General features: G+C 63.8%; 14 protein-coding genes. 7 read left to right on the top strand and 7 right to left on the bottom strand.

From position 1 onward, the window contains the following. Window positions 1-294 precede the first annotated feature (294 nt). Window positions 295-1,767, bottom strand: a complete 1,473-nt coding sequence (locus B0G82_RS35230; RefSeq protein WP_116121740.1) for a sodium:solute symporter — start codon at window positions 1,765-1,767, stop codon at window positions 295-297. Further along, entirely contained in the window at window positions 1,764-1,979 is a 216-nt protein-coding gene (locus tag B0G82_RS35225) for a DUF3311 domain-containing protein (RefSeq protein ID WP_116144978.1), read from the bottom strand. Before B0G82_RS35225 ends, B0G82_RS35230 begins: the two co-directional genes overlap by 4 nt. 373 nt (window positions 1,980-2,352) lie before the next feature. Here B0G82_RS35225 and B0G82_RS35215 point away from each other — a divergent pair, with 373 nt between their 5' ends. Together B0G82_RS35215 and B0G82_RS35210 are read left to right on the top strand one after the other, a co-directional pair. Continuing rightward, on the top strand, window positions 2,353-3,030 hold the full coding sequence (locus tag B0G82_RS35215; protein WP_106278405.1) for a MarC family protein: 678 nt from the start codon (window positions 2,353-2,355) through the stop codon (window positions 3,028-3,030). A gap of 88 nt (window positions 3,031-3,118) precedes the next feature. After that, window positions 3,119-3,952: a class II glutamine amidotransferase gene (locus tag B0G82_RS35210; protein ID WP_121310598.1), complete on the top strand. Its 834-nt coding sequence runs from the start codon at window positions 3,119-3,121 to the stop codon at window positions 3,950-3,952. A gap of 27 nt (window positions 3,953-3,979) precedes the next feature. Here the strand turns inward: B0G82_RS35210 and B0G82_RS35205 are convergent, their stop codons facing one another. Beyond that, a complete protein-coding gene (locus B0G82_RS35205; RefSeq protein ID WP_121310596.1) occupies window positions 3,980-5,734 on the bottom strand; it encodes a cobalamin biosynthesis protein CobT in 1,755 nt (584 codons plus the stop codon). Further along, on the bottom strand, window positions 5,731-6,960 hold the full coding sequence (locus tag B0G82_RS35200; RefSeq protein ID WP_121310594.1) for an AAA family ATPase: 1,230 nt from the start codon (window positions 6,958-6,960) through the stop codon (window positions 5,731-5,733). Before B0G82_RS35200 ends, B0G82_RS35205 begins: the two co-directional genes overlap by 4 nt. 320 nt (window positions 6,961-7,280) lie before the next feature. Here B0G82_RS35200 and B0G82_RS35195 point away from each other — a divergent pair, with 320 nt between their 5' ends. Next, the gene (locus B0G82_RS35195; RefSeq protein ID WP_116144971.1) at window positions 7,281-8,366 is read left to right on the top strand and encodes a porin; all 1,086 of its coding nucleotides are present in this window, start codon (window positions 7,281-7,283) and stop codon (window positions 8,364-8,366) included. A gap of 76 nt (window positions 8,367-8,442) precedes the next feature. Here the strand turns inward: B0G82_RS35195 and B0G82_RS35190 are convergent, their stop codons facing one another. Then, complete coding sequence (locus B0G82_RS35190) at window positions 8,443-10,812, bottom strand: FdhF/YdeP family oxidoreductase (RefSeq protein ID WP_241974971.1); 2,370 nt, start codon at window positions 10,810-10,812, stop codon at window positions 8,443-8,445. Between the two features lie 83 nt (window positions 10,813-10,895). Then, window positions 10,896-11,147 (bottom strand): hypothetical protein, encoded by a 252-nt coding sequence (locus B0G82_RS35185; protein WP_121310592.1) that lies wholly within the window; start codon window positions 11,145-11,147, stop codon window positions 10,896-10,898. 193 nt (window positions 11,148-11,340) lie between these two features. Between B0G82_RS35185 and B0G82_RS35180 the strand changes: the two genes are divergently transcribed. Next, window positions 11,341-11,586, top strand: coding sequence for a DUF6723 family protein (locus B0G82_RS35180; RefSeq protein ID WP_116121735.1), 246 nt, complete (start codon window positions 11,341-11,343; stop codon window positions 11,584-11,586). A gap of 64 nt (window positions 11,587-11,650) precedes the next feature. Here B0G82_RS35180 and B0G82_RS35175 read toward each other — a convergent pair whose 3' ends face one another. Further along, the gene (locus tag B0G82_RS35175) at window positions 11,651-11,887 is read right to left on the bottom strand and encodes a hypothetical protein (RefSeq protein ID WP_106278101.1); all 237 of its coding nucleotides are present in this window, start codon (window positions 11,885-11,887) and stop codon (window positions 11,651-11,653) included. 156 nt (window positions 11,888-12,043) lie between these two features. Between B0G82_RS35175 and B0G82_RS35170 the strand changes: the two genes are divergently transcribed. The 3 genes from B0G82_RS35170 (at window position 12,044) to tkt (ending at window position 15,408) form a co-directional block, all read left to right on the top strand. Then, complete coding sequence (locus B0G82_RS35170) at window positions 12,044-12,304, top strand: hypothetical protein (protein ID WP_116144965.1); 261 nt, start codon at window positions 12,044-12,046, stop codon at window positions 12,302-12,304. A gap of 213 nt (window positions 12,305-12,517) precedes the next feature. After that, a complete protein-coding gene (locus tag B0G82_RS35165; RefSeq protein WP_116148859.1) occupies window positions 12,518-13,063 on the top strand; it encodes a cupin domain-containing protein in 546 nt (181 codons plus the stop codon). Window positions 13,064-13,323: 260 nt separating this feature from the next. Then, window positions 13,324-15,408: a transketolase gene (tkt, locus tag B0G82_RS35160; protein WP_121310590.1), complete on the top strand. Its 2,085-nt coding sequence runs from the start codon at window positions 13,324-13,326 to the stop codon at window positions 15,406-15,408. Window positions 15,409-15,448: the final 40 nt, after the last annotated feature.

Genomic DNA, 15,448 nt, shown 5'->3' with positions numbered 1-15,448 from the left:
CACTTGCACAGTGCGGTGGAATTCGCGGACGCGTCTATTCAGCAAGGGGTGTGCCTGAGGTCCGCGGTTTTGCAGGGGGCGGCGAGGTGGGTTTGTGTTGCAGTGCGGATGGGCGAATCTTTGGCTTGAAAGGCCTATTTATCTGGCTTGACGCCTGGCCGCCCGAAGCGCGGTTTTTTCATTCGTGTGTAGGTTTGACACTTAATTTCAGAAGCCGGAGCGGCGTCTGAAAATAAAAAGGGCTGTCGTCGGAACGACAGCCCTTCATTCACTACGCAATCCGCAAAGTCTGTATCAATGCACCGGCGCGTGCGTCTGCTCGACCGGCCGCGGCTGCGTCATCGCGCTCACCACCGCGAACACGATGATGTTCACCGCCAACGCCAGGAAGCCGATATTGATGTCCTTCAAGGCATCGGGCAGGAACGGCATCAACTGGCCGATGCTGAGGTGCATCGTGGTCGTCACGGCCACCACGGCCACGCCGGCCAGAATCCCGCAAAACGCGCCTTGTTTCGTCGCGCGGTTATGCGGACGCAGGCTGCAGATCACCGCCGGAAAGAGCTGGGTCACGAAGCTGTAGCCCATCAGCAGCAGCGCGACGATGGTTTCGCCGCCTTGCAGCGTGAAGCCGACCGCCACCAGCGCCACCACCGGCACGAGGAAGCGCGCAAGCTTCGCCACCGTGGCGTCCGAGGCGTTGCGGCTCACCATGCCGCGATAGACGTCGTTGGCGAGCAACGTCGACGCGGACGTGAGGATCATCGAGCCCGGCACGAGCGCGGTCAGAATCCCGGCCGCGCCGATCACGCCGACAAACCATGGGTCGAAGGTCTGCAACGACAGGCGGAACAGCGAGAGGTCGATGTCGCCGCCCTTCAGACCCGGCACCTTCAGCGTCGCCGCGAAGCCGACGAAGAACACGAACAGCAGAATCAGCTGATACAGCGGCAGCACCATCGCATTGCGACGGAAAATGCGTTCGTCTTTCGCGGTGAAAATCGAGCCGAACGTATGCGGCCACATGAAGAAGCCCAGCGCCGTCAGCAGCACGGTCGACTGGAACCATGTCACGCTCGAGCCCTTGGCCGGGAAGGTCAGGAAGCCGGGGCGCGCGGCGTCGATGGCGCGGAACATGTCGCCGAAGCCGCCGTAATAGTGCAGCGGCAGATAGATGCCGAGGAACAGCACGATCGCGAGAATCAGCATGTCCTTCACCACCGAATTCCACGCGGAGCCGCGCACGCCGGAGACGATCACATAGGCCGTCACCACACAGGCGCCGATCCACACGGCCGCCGTCGACGAAATCGCGCCGTACGAGGCCGTCGCGACGATGATGCCCAGCCCCTTCAATTGCAGCACGAGGTAGGGAATCAGCGCGGCCACGCCGACCAGCGCGACCAGCGTGCCGAGCGCCGGGCTGTCGTATTTGCGCGTGAAGAAGTGCGGCTGCGAGACGAGGCGGTGATTCTTCGCGTAGCGCCAGATGGGCGGCAGCATCCAGTACGAGAGGATGTACGCGAGCGTGCCGTACGCCAGAATGTAATAGACCGGCGCGCCCTTGCCATAAGCAAAGCCGCTGCCGCCAAGAAAGGTGAAGGTCGTATAGATTTCACCGGCCATCAGCAGGAACACGAAGGCGGTGCCGAAGCTGCGGCCGCCCACGGTCCATTGCTCGAGGCTCATGTCGTGGCCGCGCTTGGCGCGCACCCCGAGGTAAAGCGCAAACAGCGTGATGGCCGCAATGATGACGAGTGCGCTCATGAACTGACCTCCTCGCCATCGGCGGCGAGCTGACGGTTGGACGGATCCAGACGGTAGACGATCGCCATGATGATCGAACTGAGCACGACCCACATGACGATCCAGGCCAGCACGAACGGCATGCCGAGCATCAGCGGCTCGACACGATTCACAAACGGAACACCGAGCAGAATGCCGATGAACGGCAGCGCGGCAAGTACACGAAGCAACATGGGGGCAACTCCTCGAACCGGTAAGTACGTCTCGTTGAAAGTGCGGCTTCGCTGGGGACTGTATGCCGGATGCTTCGGTCCCGTAAAGCTGGTCAAAAAAGTGTAGGCTTTCTGAAAGTTGCGGGCGCATCTTTATGCGCTCGGTTGCTGCGCTGCAAGGCGGCGTGCATAGCGTGGAGGGCTGCGGCACGCCGCCTTCGGCGCCTGCTTTTTACCGCTTTGGCTGGCGCGGCGCGATATCATCTCGCCACGCAACGCAAGCAACAGTCAGGCAACATCCGGCGCGCCGGAGAGAGTCCGGCTTCATCAACATGGCGCGGCGCGGCTGGTGCGCAATGCAGCCGCCCGAGCCGTCGCTCGACACGGAACGCATATGGTCGAAAGTCTGATCTCGGACATTCTGTTTGGCTTTACCGGGTTGATCAGCATCATCAACCCGATCGGCATTGCATTCGTCTTCCTGGACCGGACTGCTTCGTTGACCACGGAGGAGCGCACCGCGCTCGCCCGCAAGATCGCCATCAACGTGATGTGCGTGCTGCTGGTGGCGTTTTTCATCGGTACGCCGATCCTGCATTTTTTCGGCATCTCCATGCAGGCGCTGCGCATTGGCGGTGGGCTCGCCGTCGCCGTGGGCGGCTGGCAGATGCTCAATGCGCCTGACACGCAGCCGGCCGAAAAGCCGGCGGTCAAGCGGGTGGACGCGGACAACGCGATGTCGAAAGCGTTTTTCCCGTTCACCATTCCGTTGACCACCGGACCGGGTTCGATTGCGACCGCCGTTGCGCTGACCGCGAACCGCACGCACAAGCTCTCGGAGTTCGTGATTTCGAGCATCGCGTCGGTGGTGATCTCGCTGACAGTGGCCGTCACCGTGTATCTGGTTTATAGCCGCGCGGTGGTGTTCGCCAAATACCTCGGCGTGGAAGGCACCAAGGTCGCCATGCGTGTATCTTCCTTTTTGCTGTTGTGCATCGGCGTGCAGATCATGTTGACCGGCTTCTCCGAATTCCTGATTCCGATCGCGACGATGCAGCCTGTAGCGAAGTAGACGCGCACCCGGCGGCACGCTGTGCCGGGGGCGCTTATGCGTACCCGACAGCCATTTTCTTGCACGGGACCCGACAGGAGAGAACCTCATGTGCCGCTGGCTCGCTTATACCGGCAACCCGATTCAGCTCGAAACGGTGTTGTTCAACGCAAAACATTCCCTGATCGACCAGAGCCTGCATTCGCGGCTCGGCCACACCACGACCAACGGCGACGGCTTCGGCATCGGCTGGTACGGCCATCCGACCGATATCCCGTATCGCTACCGCTGCATCCAGCCGGCGTGGAGCGACCGCAATCTGCGCGAAGCCGCGCGGGCGATCCGCGCGCCGCTGTTCGTTGCGCATATCCGCGCGGCGACGGATACGCCTTCGCAGGAAACCAACTGCCATCCGTTCCGTTATGGGCGCTGGCTTTTCGCGCACAACGGGCTGATCCGCAACTATCCGTCCGTGCGCCGCGACCTGATGCTGGCGATCGACCCGGATCTGTTTCCGTCCATTGAAGGCTCGACCGATTCCGAGGTGATGTTTTTTCTCGCGCTGAGCTTCGGTCTGGAACTGGCGCCCGTCACCGCGCTGGAGCGGATGGTGGCCTTCGTCGAGGAAACCGGTCGCAAGCACGGCGTGGAAGAGCCGTTGAACATGACGGTGTGCGCGACCGACGGCGAGCAGATCGTCGCCGTGCGTTATTCGAGCGAGGGGCAGTCACGTTCGCTGTTTCACAGCACGTCGTTTCAGCATCTGCACGCGCTGTATCCCGACGATCCGCGTATCGTGGCCGCCGGCGAGCATGCGTTTCTGGTGCTGTCCGAGCCGCTCGCCGACCTTCCCGGTTGGTGGCAAGAGATTCCCGAGAGCACGGCGGTGGTGGCGCGCGGCGGTGTGATCGATCGATATCCGTTCAAGCCGCAGGCGGCGTGACTTGCGTGGACCGCGCGAGCGGCGGCGTCAACGCGTGAGCAGCATCGAACTCAACACCGAGAACACGGTCGAGGGCAGGTCGGCGAGGCGGCTGACCACCACGTTGTGCGGATAGAAGTCCTCGACCGCGTCCGTCAGCACGCCGATTCCCACCAGTTCGATGCCGCGCTTGCCGATGGCCGCGACGCGCTCGCGCAGATCGCTGCGCAATACCTGCGGATCGCCGTCGCCGGTGGAGGGATAACCGTCGGAGAACATCATCAGAATGCGCCGTTCGGCCTGACGGTCGGCAAGGCGCGTCGCGGCCCAGGCGAGCGCCTCGCCGTCCGGATTCTCGTGGCCGCAGTCGATCGCGGCGATCCCGCTCAGGTCCGTTGCGCCGAAGCGTTTATAGACTTTGAGATCGAGCCGTTCGACAAAGCGGTTGTAGCGCCGCAGATCCGCGCCGCCGGCGAGTTGACGCTCGTAGAGCTGTTTCATGGGCGCGGATTCGACCGAGCAATAGCCGAGCACTTCGCAATCGAACGACAGTTGCGTGAGCGCGTCGCACAACGCAGCCGCGCACTGGCGCGCGAGTTCGATCTTGCGGCCGGCCATCGAGCCGCTGCGGTCGATCAGCAGCGTCACGGCGACATCGCGTCCTTTGGCGGGCCGCTGCGTGCGAAACGGCGTGCGGTAACCGGGTGAGGTCGCGAGCCTGGCCAGCGCCGTGCGATCGATCTCGCCGCGCTCCTGCTCGCGCCGCCAGCGCGTGCGCTCGTCGGCGCTCAGCGCGCGTTCGAGCTTTTCCTTCAGCGGCGCGGTGTCCGCGCGAGCCTGCGCGCGCAATTCGCGCCACACGGCGCTGTCGCCTTGGCCCGTGAGATCGCGGATGTCGTCGAATTCGGTGGCGAGCGGAATCGACAGCGTGGCCCGCGATACGCTCGAGGTTCCGTCTCGGGCTTCGCCATCTGAGCGCGTGGACGGCTGTCGCGCATCCGTTAGCGACTGACCCATACCGACCGCGTTGTCCGCCTGCGTACCGCCGCTCCGGTCGGACGGCGGCGAATTTGCGCTGTCCTGACCGGGCAACGCGGCGTCGTCACCATCGAGCGGCGCGGACGACGAAGCCGCCGTTTCCGTATCGATGTCCTCGACTGGATCCGCGGTGAACATCATGCTGTTCGCCTCACCCGCCGACAGCGCGCGCACGCGCGCCACCAGCGCCTGCGCCGCCGCGATGCTTTGCTCAGTCGAGCGGCTCGCGCGCGCTTCGTGCAGCAGATCCTCCGCGGCATGCAAGGCAGCGAGCAGCGCATGGCTCGCTTCGATCGGGGCGGGCGGTTCGTTCCACATCGCGCGCTCGACCAGCCAGACCAGCCGGTCGCGCCAGTGCAGCTTCGGCCAGCGCCGCCGTACGCGCTCGGCCGCATGCAGGCGCAACTTGCCGATGAACCAGCGCGCGCCCGGATATTCGTCGAGCAACTGCGCGCAGACGCGACGGTCGTCGATTACTTGCGCGAGATTCGCCGCGACGCCCGCGGGCAGCGCGTCGAGTTGCGCGAGCGACGCATGTTTGGCGCGCGCCACCAGCAGATCCAGATAGCCGATCAGCACGTCGCGCTCGACCTCGCCATGCAACTCGTAGTCGGGAATCACAATGCGGCCCGGCTCCACGCGCGGGCCGTCCGGACTGAACACGACCGCCACGCCATATTGCCCGGTCAGCACGCGGGCGACCTTGGCGAGCGTGGATTCGAAGGCGAAGCCGCGCGTGTCGCGGCTTGCATGCACCGCGCTCACGCTTCAGGGGCCGGCGCGATGTGATGACGAATGATGCCGCGAATCAACGCGGCGTCTTCCGGGCTCACCTTCGCGTAGAGGGCCGGCCCGGCGGCGCGTTCGGGATCGCCTGTGCGCAGCATCAGTTCGGCCCAGTCGAGCAGCCGCCGCGTGGAGAACGCGCTCGAGAGATCTTCGCGAGCGAACGCCGCGCGGCAGTCGGCGGCAATCGCGGCGAGCGTGGTGGCGAGCGCGCGCGTCATATGCGGGGCGAGGGTCGCGATCAGGACGTCGGCTTCTTCGGCGGGCGTCAGATAGTCGAGCAGATACACGCGCCAGCGATCCAGAAACGCCTCGTTCATCAGATTGGCGCCCTGATACAGATGGCGGAACTGACTCATCGCGCCGACCGCATTCGCCGTGGCGAACAGGCGGAAGGCCGGATGCGGCGCGACGATCTCGTTGCCTTTTTCCTTCAGCACGAGGCGGCCGTGCGGTTCGAGCACGGCGGTGAGGGCGGCGAGAATCGACGGTTCGGCAAAATCGATTTCGTCGACGATCAGCCAGAGGCCCTCGCGCATGGCCGTAGGCAGCACGCCGTCGACCCACAGCGTCTCGCCGCCCTTGACGGTCCAGAAGCCGACGAAGTCGCCGACGGTGGTTTGCCCGTTCATGTTCGAGCGCAGCACGCCGTGGCGCGAACGCGCCGCGACCTGTTCGATCAGGCTGGTCTTGCCGGCGCCGGTATGACCGATAAGCATGACACGCCGGTTCTCGACGATGTCCTCGACAATGTCGTTGAAGCGCTCGGAGAACAGATAGGCCGGATTGATGCGCGGCACGAGCGGATTGTCGACGCCGCACGGCACCTCCACATGACCGATGCGCACGGTCTCGCCGGTGCCTTCCCGCTGCCGATGTCTGGCCGCCGAAGCCCGCGCCGCGGCGCGCTGCAATTCCGGCATGAAGGCGACCCGGCCGGCTGCGGACTGCTCGCTGCCGGCGTTGTCCGTGTCCATCGCGAAGCCTTCGCGGCGCCATTTCTTCAGCTTCGCGCGCAGATTTTCCGCGTCCACGACGAGATCGATATCGACCGCGCCCGCGCCCCCGTCACGGTCGACGCCATGTTCGAGCCGATAGTTTTCCGGCCGGTCGGCCACGCTGACGCGCCACCATTCCGCGCCGTTCTCCGTGGCGCGCTGGTAAAGGCCAAGGTTTTCGTCTTCGGTCAGTTCGGTTGCATTCATGGCAGAGGTTGAATAGTCCATAACGAATCATGCATTGCAATTTGGCTGAGGCCGAATCACGGACTATCTTATCTTGAGCGTATTTTGATCTTCCCGATCCATTTGCAAGCGAGGTTTGTCGAGCGCATGCCGGGCAAATATTTATTGCGTCAAACGAATAGGCCATGAAGCGCCTGTCGCCTATAGTTCGTCGGACCCGGCGCTATGGTTTTACAAACATCTTTCTCGCCGATCTTGTTGAAAAGCATCCGCAGTCCGCATTGGCCCGCAGCGTGGACACAAAAATTGACGGCACAACAATGAGACTACATACAAAATTAATGGCGGCCCTCGCCGTGGCAAGTCCGCTGGCATACGGTCAAACCAGCGTGAGCTTATATGGCCGCCTCGACGCCGGCCTTGAATACCTGAATCACATCAACAATGGCGCGGGCGGCAGTTCGAGCCGCTGGAGCGCCGAAGGCGGCGACTGGGGCACCAGCATGCTGGGCCTCAAAGGCAACGAAGATCTGGGCGGCGGCCTCAGTGCGGTCTTCAACCTCGAAACCGGCTTGCAGGTCATGAACGGCACGACGAGCGGCGGGCGGCTCTGGTCGCGGCGCGCCTTTGCCGGTTTGAAAAGCGAGCAGTGGGGCACGTTGCAGGCCGGCCGCAATCTGTTTATCGACAGCGACGGTGTCTGGGAATTCGATCCGTTCGTGCAGCAGGCGTTTTCATCGGCCTCGCTCGTGCGTGGGCGCAACTGGCAGCAAACCAGCAACAACGTCGAGTATCACAGCCCGGTATTCTGGGGCTTCGATGTGCAGGCGCAATATGCGTTCGGCAATCAGGCGGGCGCGTTCAACAGCGGCGCGGCCGGCGAATTCGGCCGCTCGGACGGCATCATGCTGACCTATCACTCGCCGCTCTTCGACGTGCGCGGCATTTACGACGAACTGCGCGACAACAATGGCCGCTTCAGCAACATTTTCCAGGCATCGCGCGAATATTTTGCCGGCGTCAACGTGCATTTCGACGCGGTGAAGATCCAGGGCGCCTACACGCATTACTCCGCGCCCGATTCGCCGGTCGGTGTCGCCGACTCGGCCGATCACTACTGGCTCGGCGCCACTTACAACTTTCTGCCGCGCTGGGCCATGACGGCGGGCGGCTTCTACGTGAAGGTCGGCGACGGTTCGGGCGATGCCGCGCACGACCCCTCTGGACACGCGATGATGTACGTGCTCGGCACCACCTACAATCTGTCGAAGCGCACCTTCCTGTACGGCACCGTGGGCTACGTGCGCAATGGCAGCAACTCGAATTTCTCGCTCGAAGCATCGCCGCGCGACGCGAGCAACAATACGAGTCCGCTGGTGGGCGAATCGCAAACCGGTGCGTACGTGGGTATGCTGCATCAGTTCTGACGCGGTGTAGAGAACGGGTAGTTCGGCATGGCAGAAAGGGCGCCCCGGTTCATGCCGGCGCGCCCTTTGTACTTTCTTACGCCACCCGATCCTCGCTCACCGCCGACTTGCGCAGCCGCACCGGAATCGACTTCGACGCCGGCACCTGACTCGATTCCGCGTGATGCGAGAGCGGAATCAGGCGATTGCATTCCGGGTAATAGCCCATGATGCAGCCTCGCGGAATGTCGAACGCGTGGACATGCATGCCGTCGACTTCGCGCGTCACGTCGTCGTTCGAGACGGTGGAGATGCACACCGCGTCGCCCTCCGCGAAACCGCGCTGCGCCATGTCGTCCTGATGCATGAGCAGCACGTTGCGGCTACCGTGCACGCCGCGGAAGCGGTCGTCGAGGCCGTAGACGGTGGTGTTGAACTGGCTGTCGCCGCGGGCCGTCATCAGGCGCAGCACGTCCGGGCCTCGCGCCGGCATATCCGCGTCTTCGTCGAGCGTCTCGGGCACGATGAAATTCGCCTTGCCGCTCTCCGTTTTCCATTTGCGCTCGCAGGCCGCGAGCGGCCGGTGAAAGCCGCCGGGTTGCTTGAAGCGCGCGTTGAAGTCCTTGAACTGATCCGGATAGGTGCGCTCGATTGCGTCACGCACCAGCGAGTAGTCGCCGACCCAAGCGTCCCAATCGATCTTCGGGTTGCGCGGCAAGAGCGCCTTGGCAAGACCCGCGACGATGGCGGGCTCCGACAGCAGCATGTCGCCGGCCGGCTCGGCGAGCCCGTGCGAGCCATGCACACAGGCCGTGCTGTCCTCCACACTGACCCATTGCTCGCCGCTCGCCTGCCGGTCGACCTCGATGCGCCCGAGGCATGGCAGCAGATAGGCGACCTCGCCGTGCAGCAGATGGCTGCGATTGAGTTTGGTGGCGATCTGCACCGTGAGCCGCAGACGCTGCCACGCGGGGTCCATCACATGGTGGTCGGGAATCGCCACCTGAAAATTGCCGCCCAGGCCGATGAACGCTTTGACCTTGCCGTCGAGCACGCCGCGGCAGGCATCGACCGTGGTCATGCCTTTGTCGCGCGGCGGCTCGAAGCCGTAGAGCTCCTTCAGCTTGTCGAGCGGCGCGAGTTCCGGCTTTTCCGTGATGCCGACCGTGCGCTGTCCCTGCACGTTCGAGTGACCGCGAATCGGGCAGATGCCCGCGCCCGGGCGGCCGATATTGCCGCGCAGAAGCAGCAGGTTCGACAGCATCTGCACGTTGTGCACGCCGCTGCGGTGCTGGGTGATGCCCATGCCGTACAGCACCATCGCGGCATTCGCTTTCGCGTAGACGCGTGCCGCGTCTTCGAGCGCGGCGCGGCTGAGGTGCGAGTGGTGTTCGATCTCCTCCCATGAAGTCGCGCGCATGGCCTGGGCGAAGGTTTCGAAGCCATGCGTATGTTCCGCGATGAAAGCGGCGTCGAGCACGCGTGGCTCACCGTTGCGTTGCGCGTCGTCGTCCCATTCGATCAGCAGCTTGCAGAGTCCCGCAATCGCTGCCGCGTCGCCGCCAATCTTTACCTGATGATATTGCGTGCTGATCCGCGTGTCGGCCGGAGTGAGCATGTCGAGCGGCGACTGCGGATTCGCAAAGGTGACGAGCCCGCGTTCCTTGAGCGGATTGAAGGTGATGATTTCGACGCCGCGTTTGCGCGCATCCTGCAACTGATGCAGCATGCGCGGCGCGTTGGTGCCGGTGTTGTGGCCGAAGAACAGCATGCAGTCGGTATGCTCGAAATCTTCGAGTTGCACGGTCCCGACCGGCACGCCGATCGACTTCGGCAAGCCGACCGAAGTGCTTTCGTGACACATGTTCGAACTGTCCGGCAGGTTGTTGGTGCCGTAGAGGCGCGCCAATAGTGCGTACATGTAGGACGTTTCGAGCGATGCGCGGCCTGACGCATAGAACACCGTTTCATTCGGATCCATTGCTTGCAGTTCGCTCGCGATTTCGGTGAATGCATGTTGCCAGGTGGTCTGCACGTAGCGGTCGGTGACGGGATCCCAGCGCATCGGCGTGGTCAGCCGCCCGCGCGATTCGAGTTCGAGGCCGCTCCACGAGCGCAATTCACTCAGCGTATGGCTGGCGAAGAAATCCGCGTCGACGCGTTTACTGGTGATTTCCCACGCGGTCGCTTTCGCGCCGTTCTCACAGAATTCGAAAAGATGCGGGTCCGCGGGTTTGGCCCACGAACAGCTCACGCAGGCGAAGCCGTCAGGCTTGTTCTGCTGCGCAAGGATGCGGCTGCCGTTCAACGTCACGTGTTCCTGCACGAGGATCGACGCGACCGCTTTGACCGAGCCCCAGCCGCCGGCAGCGTGGCGATATGGCTTGATGGGCGCGCTATCGGGCGCGGTGGATGCGCGTTGCGCTGGACTCTCGGACGTGGGTTCGACAGTAGGGTCGGTGCTCATGCTGACTCCTCAACGGTTGGCGGTGCCTGCGCACCGGTTTAGCCGAAGCCCCGCAATTACCGGACCGCTGGATTAATTTGCGCTTACAACCGTCGCGCCGGACCTTCGGTGTGCGCAAGCGCGTGAGACAGGAACGCGACGCTCTGTGGCGGCGGCCTGCCCGGCGGATCACCGTCGGGCGCACGATCCGGGTCGTTCGGCGGCACATCGTCGGGCGGCGGCGATGGATCGGGATCGCTGGTCGGGGGCGGCGCGTCGGGGTCGATTTCCGGCGGCATCGGCGTATGCAGATGCAGATCCGGCATGCAACTCGTGTTTGTCGTCTTCGTCGTCATGGTGGGTTCCGTGGTGGGGATGCATGTGAAACGCAACCGGCATGCCACCGGCTCGAACCGCCGCCGACGCGGGCGCGCCGCGTGGAACGGCTATTGCTCGACCACGGCAGGCGCGTATCCAGCAGCGGCGGTATGCGCCGCGATATCACACCGAACATGACGCACAGATGTGCAGGGATAAGGGAAAGAAAAAATGGCGCGACATAAGGCCGACGTTGCTGACGACGAGTTCGAGATTTACGCCAGCTATCACGGAACAGGCGACGGCCGTTACGTAGGTGGACTGAAGGTTGTCAGAAAAGCGGACAGAAAAATTCTGTTTCCATTCGATGGCGCGCCTGAACTCGGGCCCTACGCGACCGCCGACGAGGCGCGCCGCGCCGCGATCGACTATGGGCGCGAGATCGTGGCCGCCGATCGCGCAAGCCCTGAAAAGTGAGGGAGCAAGGAGGCAGGTGGAGGAGGGCGGCGCACGCGCGCCGCTTGCCGGAAAGACGGAATCCTTATGGCATGCCGCCGAGCGACGGTGAAATCGTGCTGCCGCGGCCCGGATCGTTGGGGTGTTCGTCGGGCAGGGTGGGCTTCGCGGAGACGGGTGGATAGGTGCGGTAGCAACTGTCGATCGAGGAATCGGCGAGGCAGCGCTGGAATGCGTCCGCGTCGCTCTTCTGCGCGAATGTGTACAAAGTGCGTTCGACCTGCACTTCGGTATCGGACACGCGAATCGTCGTCATCGTCATGAAGTTCTCCTTTTTACAAAATGTCGGTTCACACCTTCGCCTCGTTTTTCGCAACGGCCGTGCCCGGCCATACTCCGGCGTAGTGCGGGAGCGTTGACCGAGAGGGACCGGATGTTGCTTCAACGAAGATATATCCCACGTCACGAGGAGAGCGACATGCAGGGCACCAAATCGCAGGACGAACTGGACGCATTGGTTACTGATGAGGTGAAACAGCGCAACAAGCCAAGCGGCACGCACTATATCGAACCCAGTCCGCTTGGCATCGAGCCAGTCGAGCAGACCGGCGTCGACAAGGCGACCAATCCGCCACGCTCGAACGAGCGCCCGGCACACACCGCCGAAGTGCCGCTCGGCACCGGCACGCATGCGGAGCCGCCCGGAGGCGGCGGACGTGAATCGCAGCGCAAGGAATGACGCAGCAATGTAACCAGGCGAGCGATACTTCATATGTTTGCGAAATTCGTCCACCGTCACAGTAGCGCGTACAAACACGCCCGAAAAGAAGCGGACGCGAAGGCAGGTGCGCTTTATGCGGCGCTGAAACGAACGCCCGAGCCGGCCAGCGCAGCGTCTTCCACGCCGGCTCCAACGGCGCACCGCGATCCGCAGGACGCTAAGGAGGAAACCATGTTCAATGATTCAAAGCATGGATTCGACGCCGCCAAAACCGAATACGAAGCCTTCATGCTCAAACCGCACGACTGGGTGCCGAATAACCGCAACCTGCCGGTCGTGATTTACCGGCGCGCTCTCATGCCGGATAGCGGCGACCTCGCGGCCGCCTTCGAAATCCTTTTCGAGCGCAACGCATGGCCGCCGCAGTGGCGCGACGGGATCTTCGACTACCACCATTTCCACGCCACGGCGCACGAGGTACTCGGTGTGACGGACGGCTCCGCGCAGGTGATCATCGGCGGTCCGGGCGGCAGGGTGGTGTCGCTATCCGCCGGCGACGCGATCCTGCTGCCGGCCGGCACTGGCCATTGTCTGCAATCGTTCGCGCGGCACTTCCGGGTCGTCGCCGGCTATCCGGAGGACCAGCAGTGGGACATCCGCCGCGAGGCGCTCACGCCGGACGAACTGGCGGCCATGGAGGCGTTGCCTTTTCCGCCATTGGATCCGATCGACGGCAAGGAGGGACCCCTGGTCGAGTATTGGCTGCGCGCGGCTTGATCTCGGCGCACGGCGGTTTTTTCTTCGTGTCAGCGCCGCTCCGAACGGGTTCCAGTGGCAAGCCCGCTGTAATAACCGCTTCCCGCAGCAAGCCCGCCCGATGCCGCGTGTAACGCTCCGTGCAGATTTGCGCGCATCGGCGCATCATCGTTGAGCCTCGCAGCGGTTCCTCATGCGTTCTTCCACGTAACACGGTTCGCCGGGTGCGCCTACACAGCGCGTTCCGGCTTTCTCTTCAACCGCCGAACAAGGAGTGTCCCATGCAAAACGATCCCGCCCTCGATCAGCTGTGCATCAACACGATCCGCACGCTGTCGATGGACGCTGTGCAAAAGGCCAATTCCGGTCACCCCGGCACGCCGATGGCACTGGCACCCGTGGCCTATCATCTGTGGCAAAACCATCTTGTTTACGATCCGGACGAGCCGTTGTGGCCGAACCGCGATCGCTTCGTGCTCTCGGTGGGGCATGCGTCGATGCTGCTGTATTCGCTGCTGCATCTGGCCAACGTGAAAGCGGTGGACGACGAGGGCAAGCCGACCGGCAGGCCCTCCGTCTCGCTGGACGACATCGAGCATTTCCGCCAGATCGACAGCAACACGCCGGGACACCCCGAGTACCGCATGACCACCGGCGTCGAAACCACCACCGGCCCGCTCGGCCAGGGACTCGGCAACAGCGTCGGCATGGCGATGGCGGGGCGCTGGTGCGAGAGCCACTTCAACCAGCCGGATGCGCCGCTCTTCGACCATCGCGTCTACGCGCTATGCGGCGACGGCGACATGATGGAAGGCATCTCGCACGAAGCGGCATCGCTCGCCGGGCATCTGAAACTGTCCAATCTGATCTGGATCTACGACAGCAACCGCGTGACGATCGAGGGCCACACGGACCTCGCGTACAGCGACGACGTCGAAAGCCGGTTCCGCGGCTACAACTGGCACACGCTGCGCGTGAACGACGCCAACGACGCCGCCGCGCTCGAGGCCGCTCTTGTCGAGGCGAAAAGCATCACCGACAGGCCGACTCTGATTGTCGTGCATAGCATCATCGGCTGGGGTTCGCCGCACAAGCAGGACAGTTCCTCGGCGCACGGCGAGGCGCTCGGCGTCGAAGAAGTGGCGCTCACCAAGAAGGCGTATGGCTGGCCGGAGGACAAGTTCTTCTATGTGCCTGATGGCGTGCACGAGCGCTTCGCGGCCGGCATCGGCGCGCGCGGCAAGGCGGCGCGCGAGGCATGGCAGGTCCAGTACGACGCATACAGCAAGAAGTACCCGGAACTCGCGCGTGAATTCGCGCAGATGGAAGCGCACGACTTGCCCGCGGGCTGGGACAGCGACATCCCCAAGTTCGACGCCGACCCGAAAGGCGTCGCGTCACGCGATTCGTCGGGCAAGGTGCTCAACGCGATTGCCGCGCGCGTGCCGTGGATGATCGGCGGCTCGGCGGATCTCTCGCCGTCAACCAAAACCAACCTGAAATTCGAGGGCGCAGGCAGCTTCGAGCACGATAACTACGGCGGCTGCAATCTGCACTTCGGCATTCGCGAACACGCGATGGGCGCGGCGGTAAACGGCCTCGCGCTGTCGAATCTGCGGCCGTTCGGCTCCACGTTCCTGATTTTCAGCGACTACATGAAGCCACCGATCCGCCTCTCGGCGATCATGGAAGTGCCGTCGATCTTCGTGTTCACGCACGATTCGATCGGCGTGGGCGAAGACGGTCCGACCCATCAGCCGATCGAGCAACTGGCCTCATTGCGCGGCGTGCCGGGTCTCACCGTGCTGCGTCCGGGCGATGCCAACGAAGTCGCCGAGGCCTGGCGCGTGGCACTGTCGGATCCGCGCCGGCCGTCGTGCATCGTCGTGTCGCGCCAGGCATTGCCCACGCTGGATCGCAGCCGCTATGCCGCCGCCAGCGGAACGCAGAAGGGCGCGTATGTGCTCGCCGACGCACCCGATGGACAAAAGCCGCAAGTGATCCTGATGGCGACGGGCAGCGAGCTCTCGATCTGCGTCGACGTGTACGAGAAGCTCAAGGGCGAGGGGATCGCGGCGCGCGTGGTGTCGATGCCGTCGTGGGACATCTTCGAGCGCCAGGACGAGGCGTATCAGGAGTCGGTGCTGCCCTCGGACGTCGACGCGCGTGTCGCCGTCGAACAGGCTGCCTCGCTCGGCTGGGACCGCTATGTGGGTCGGCTCGGCGCGCAGGTAGTGATGCATACGTTCGGCGCATCCGCGCCGCTCGCTGATCTGAAGAAGAAGTTCGGCTTCACGCCGGAGCGTGTGCATGAAGCGGCGAAGCAGCAGGTCGAGCGGGTGAAGGCGAAGCGCAGCCAGGAGTGAGGGCGCGAAAGGTGCGCAGTGAAAAAGCCGGCGGTTTGAT

The organism is Paraburkholderia sp. BL17N1, assembly GCF_003634175.1.
Lineage (GTDB): Bacteria > Pseudomonadota > Gammaproteobacteria > Burkholderiales > Burkholderiaceae > Paraburkholderia.
Note: the sequence above shows the minus strand (reverse complement) of the source record. Positions and strands in the feature narration are given on the sequence as shown.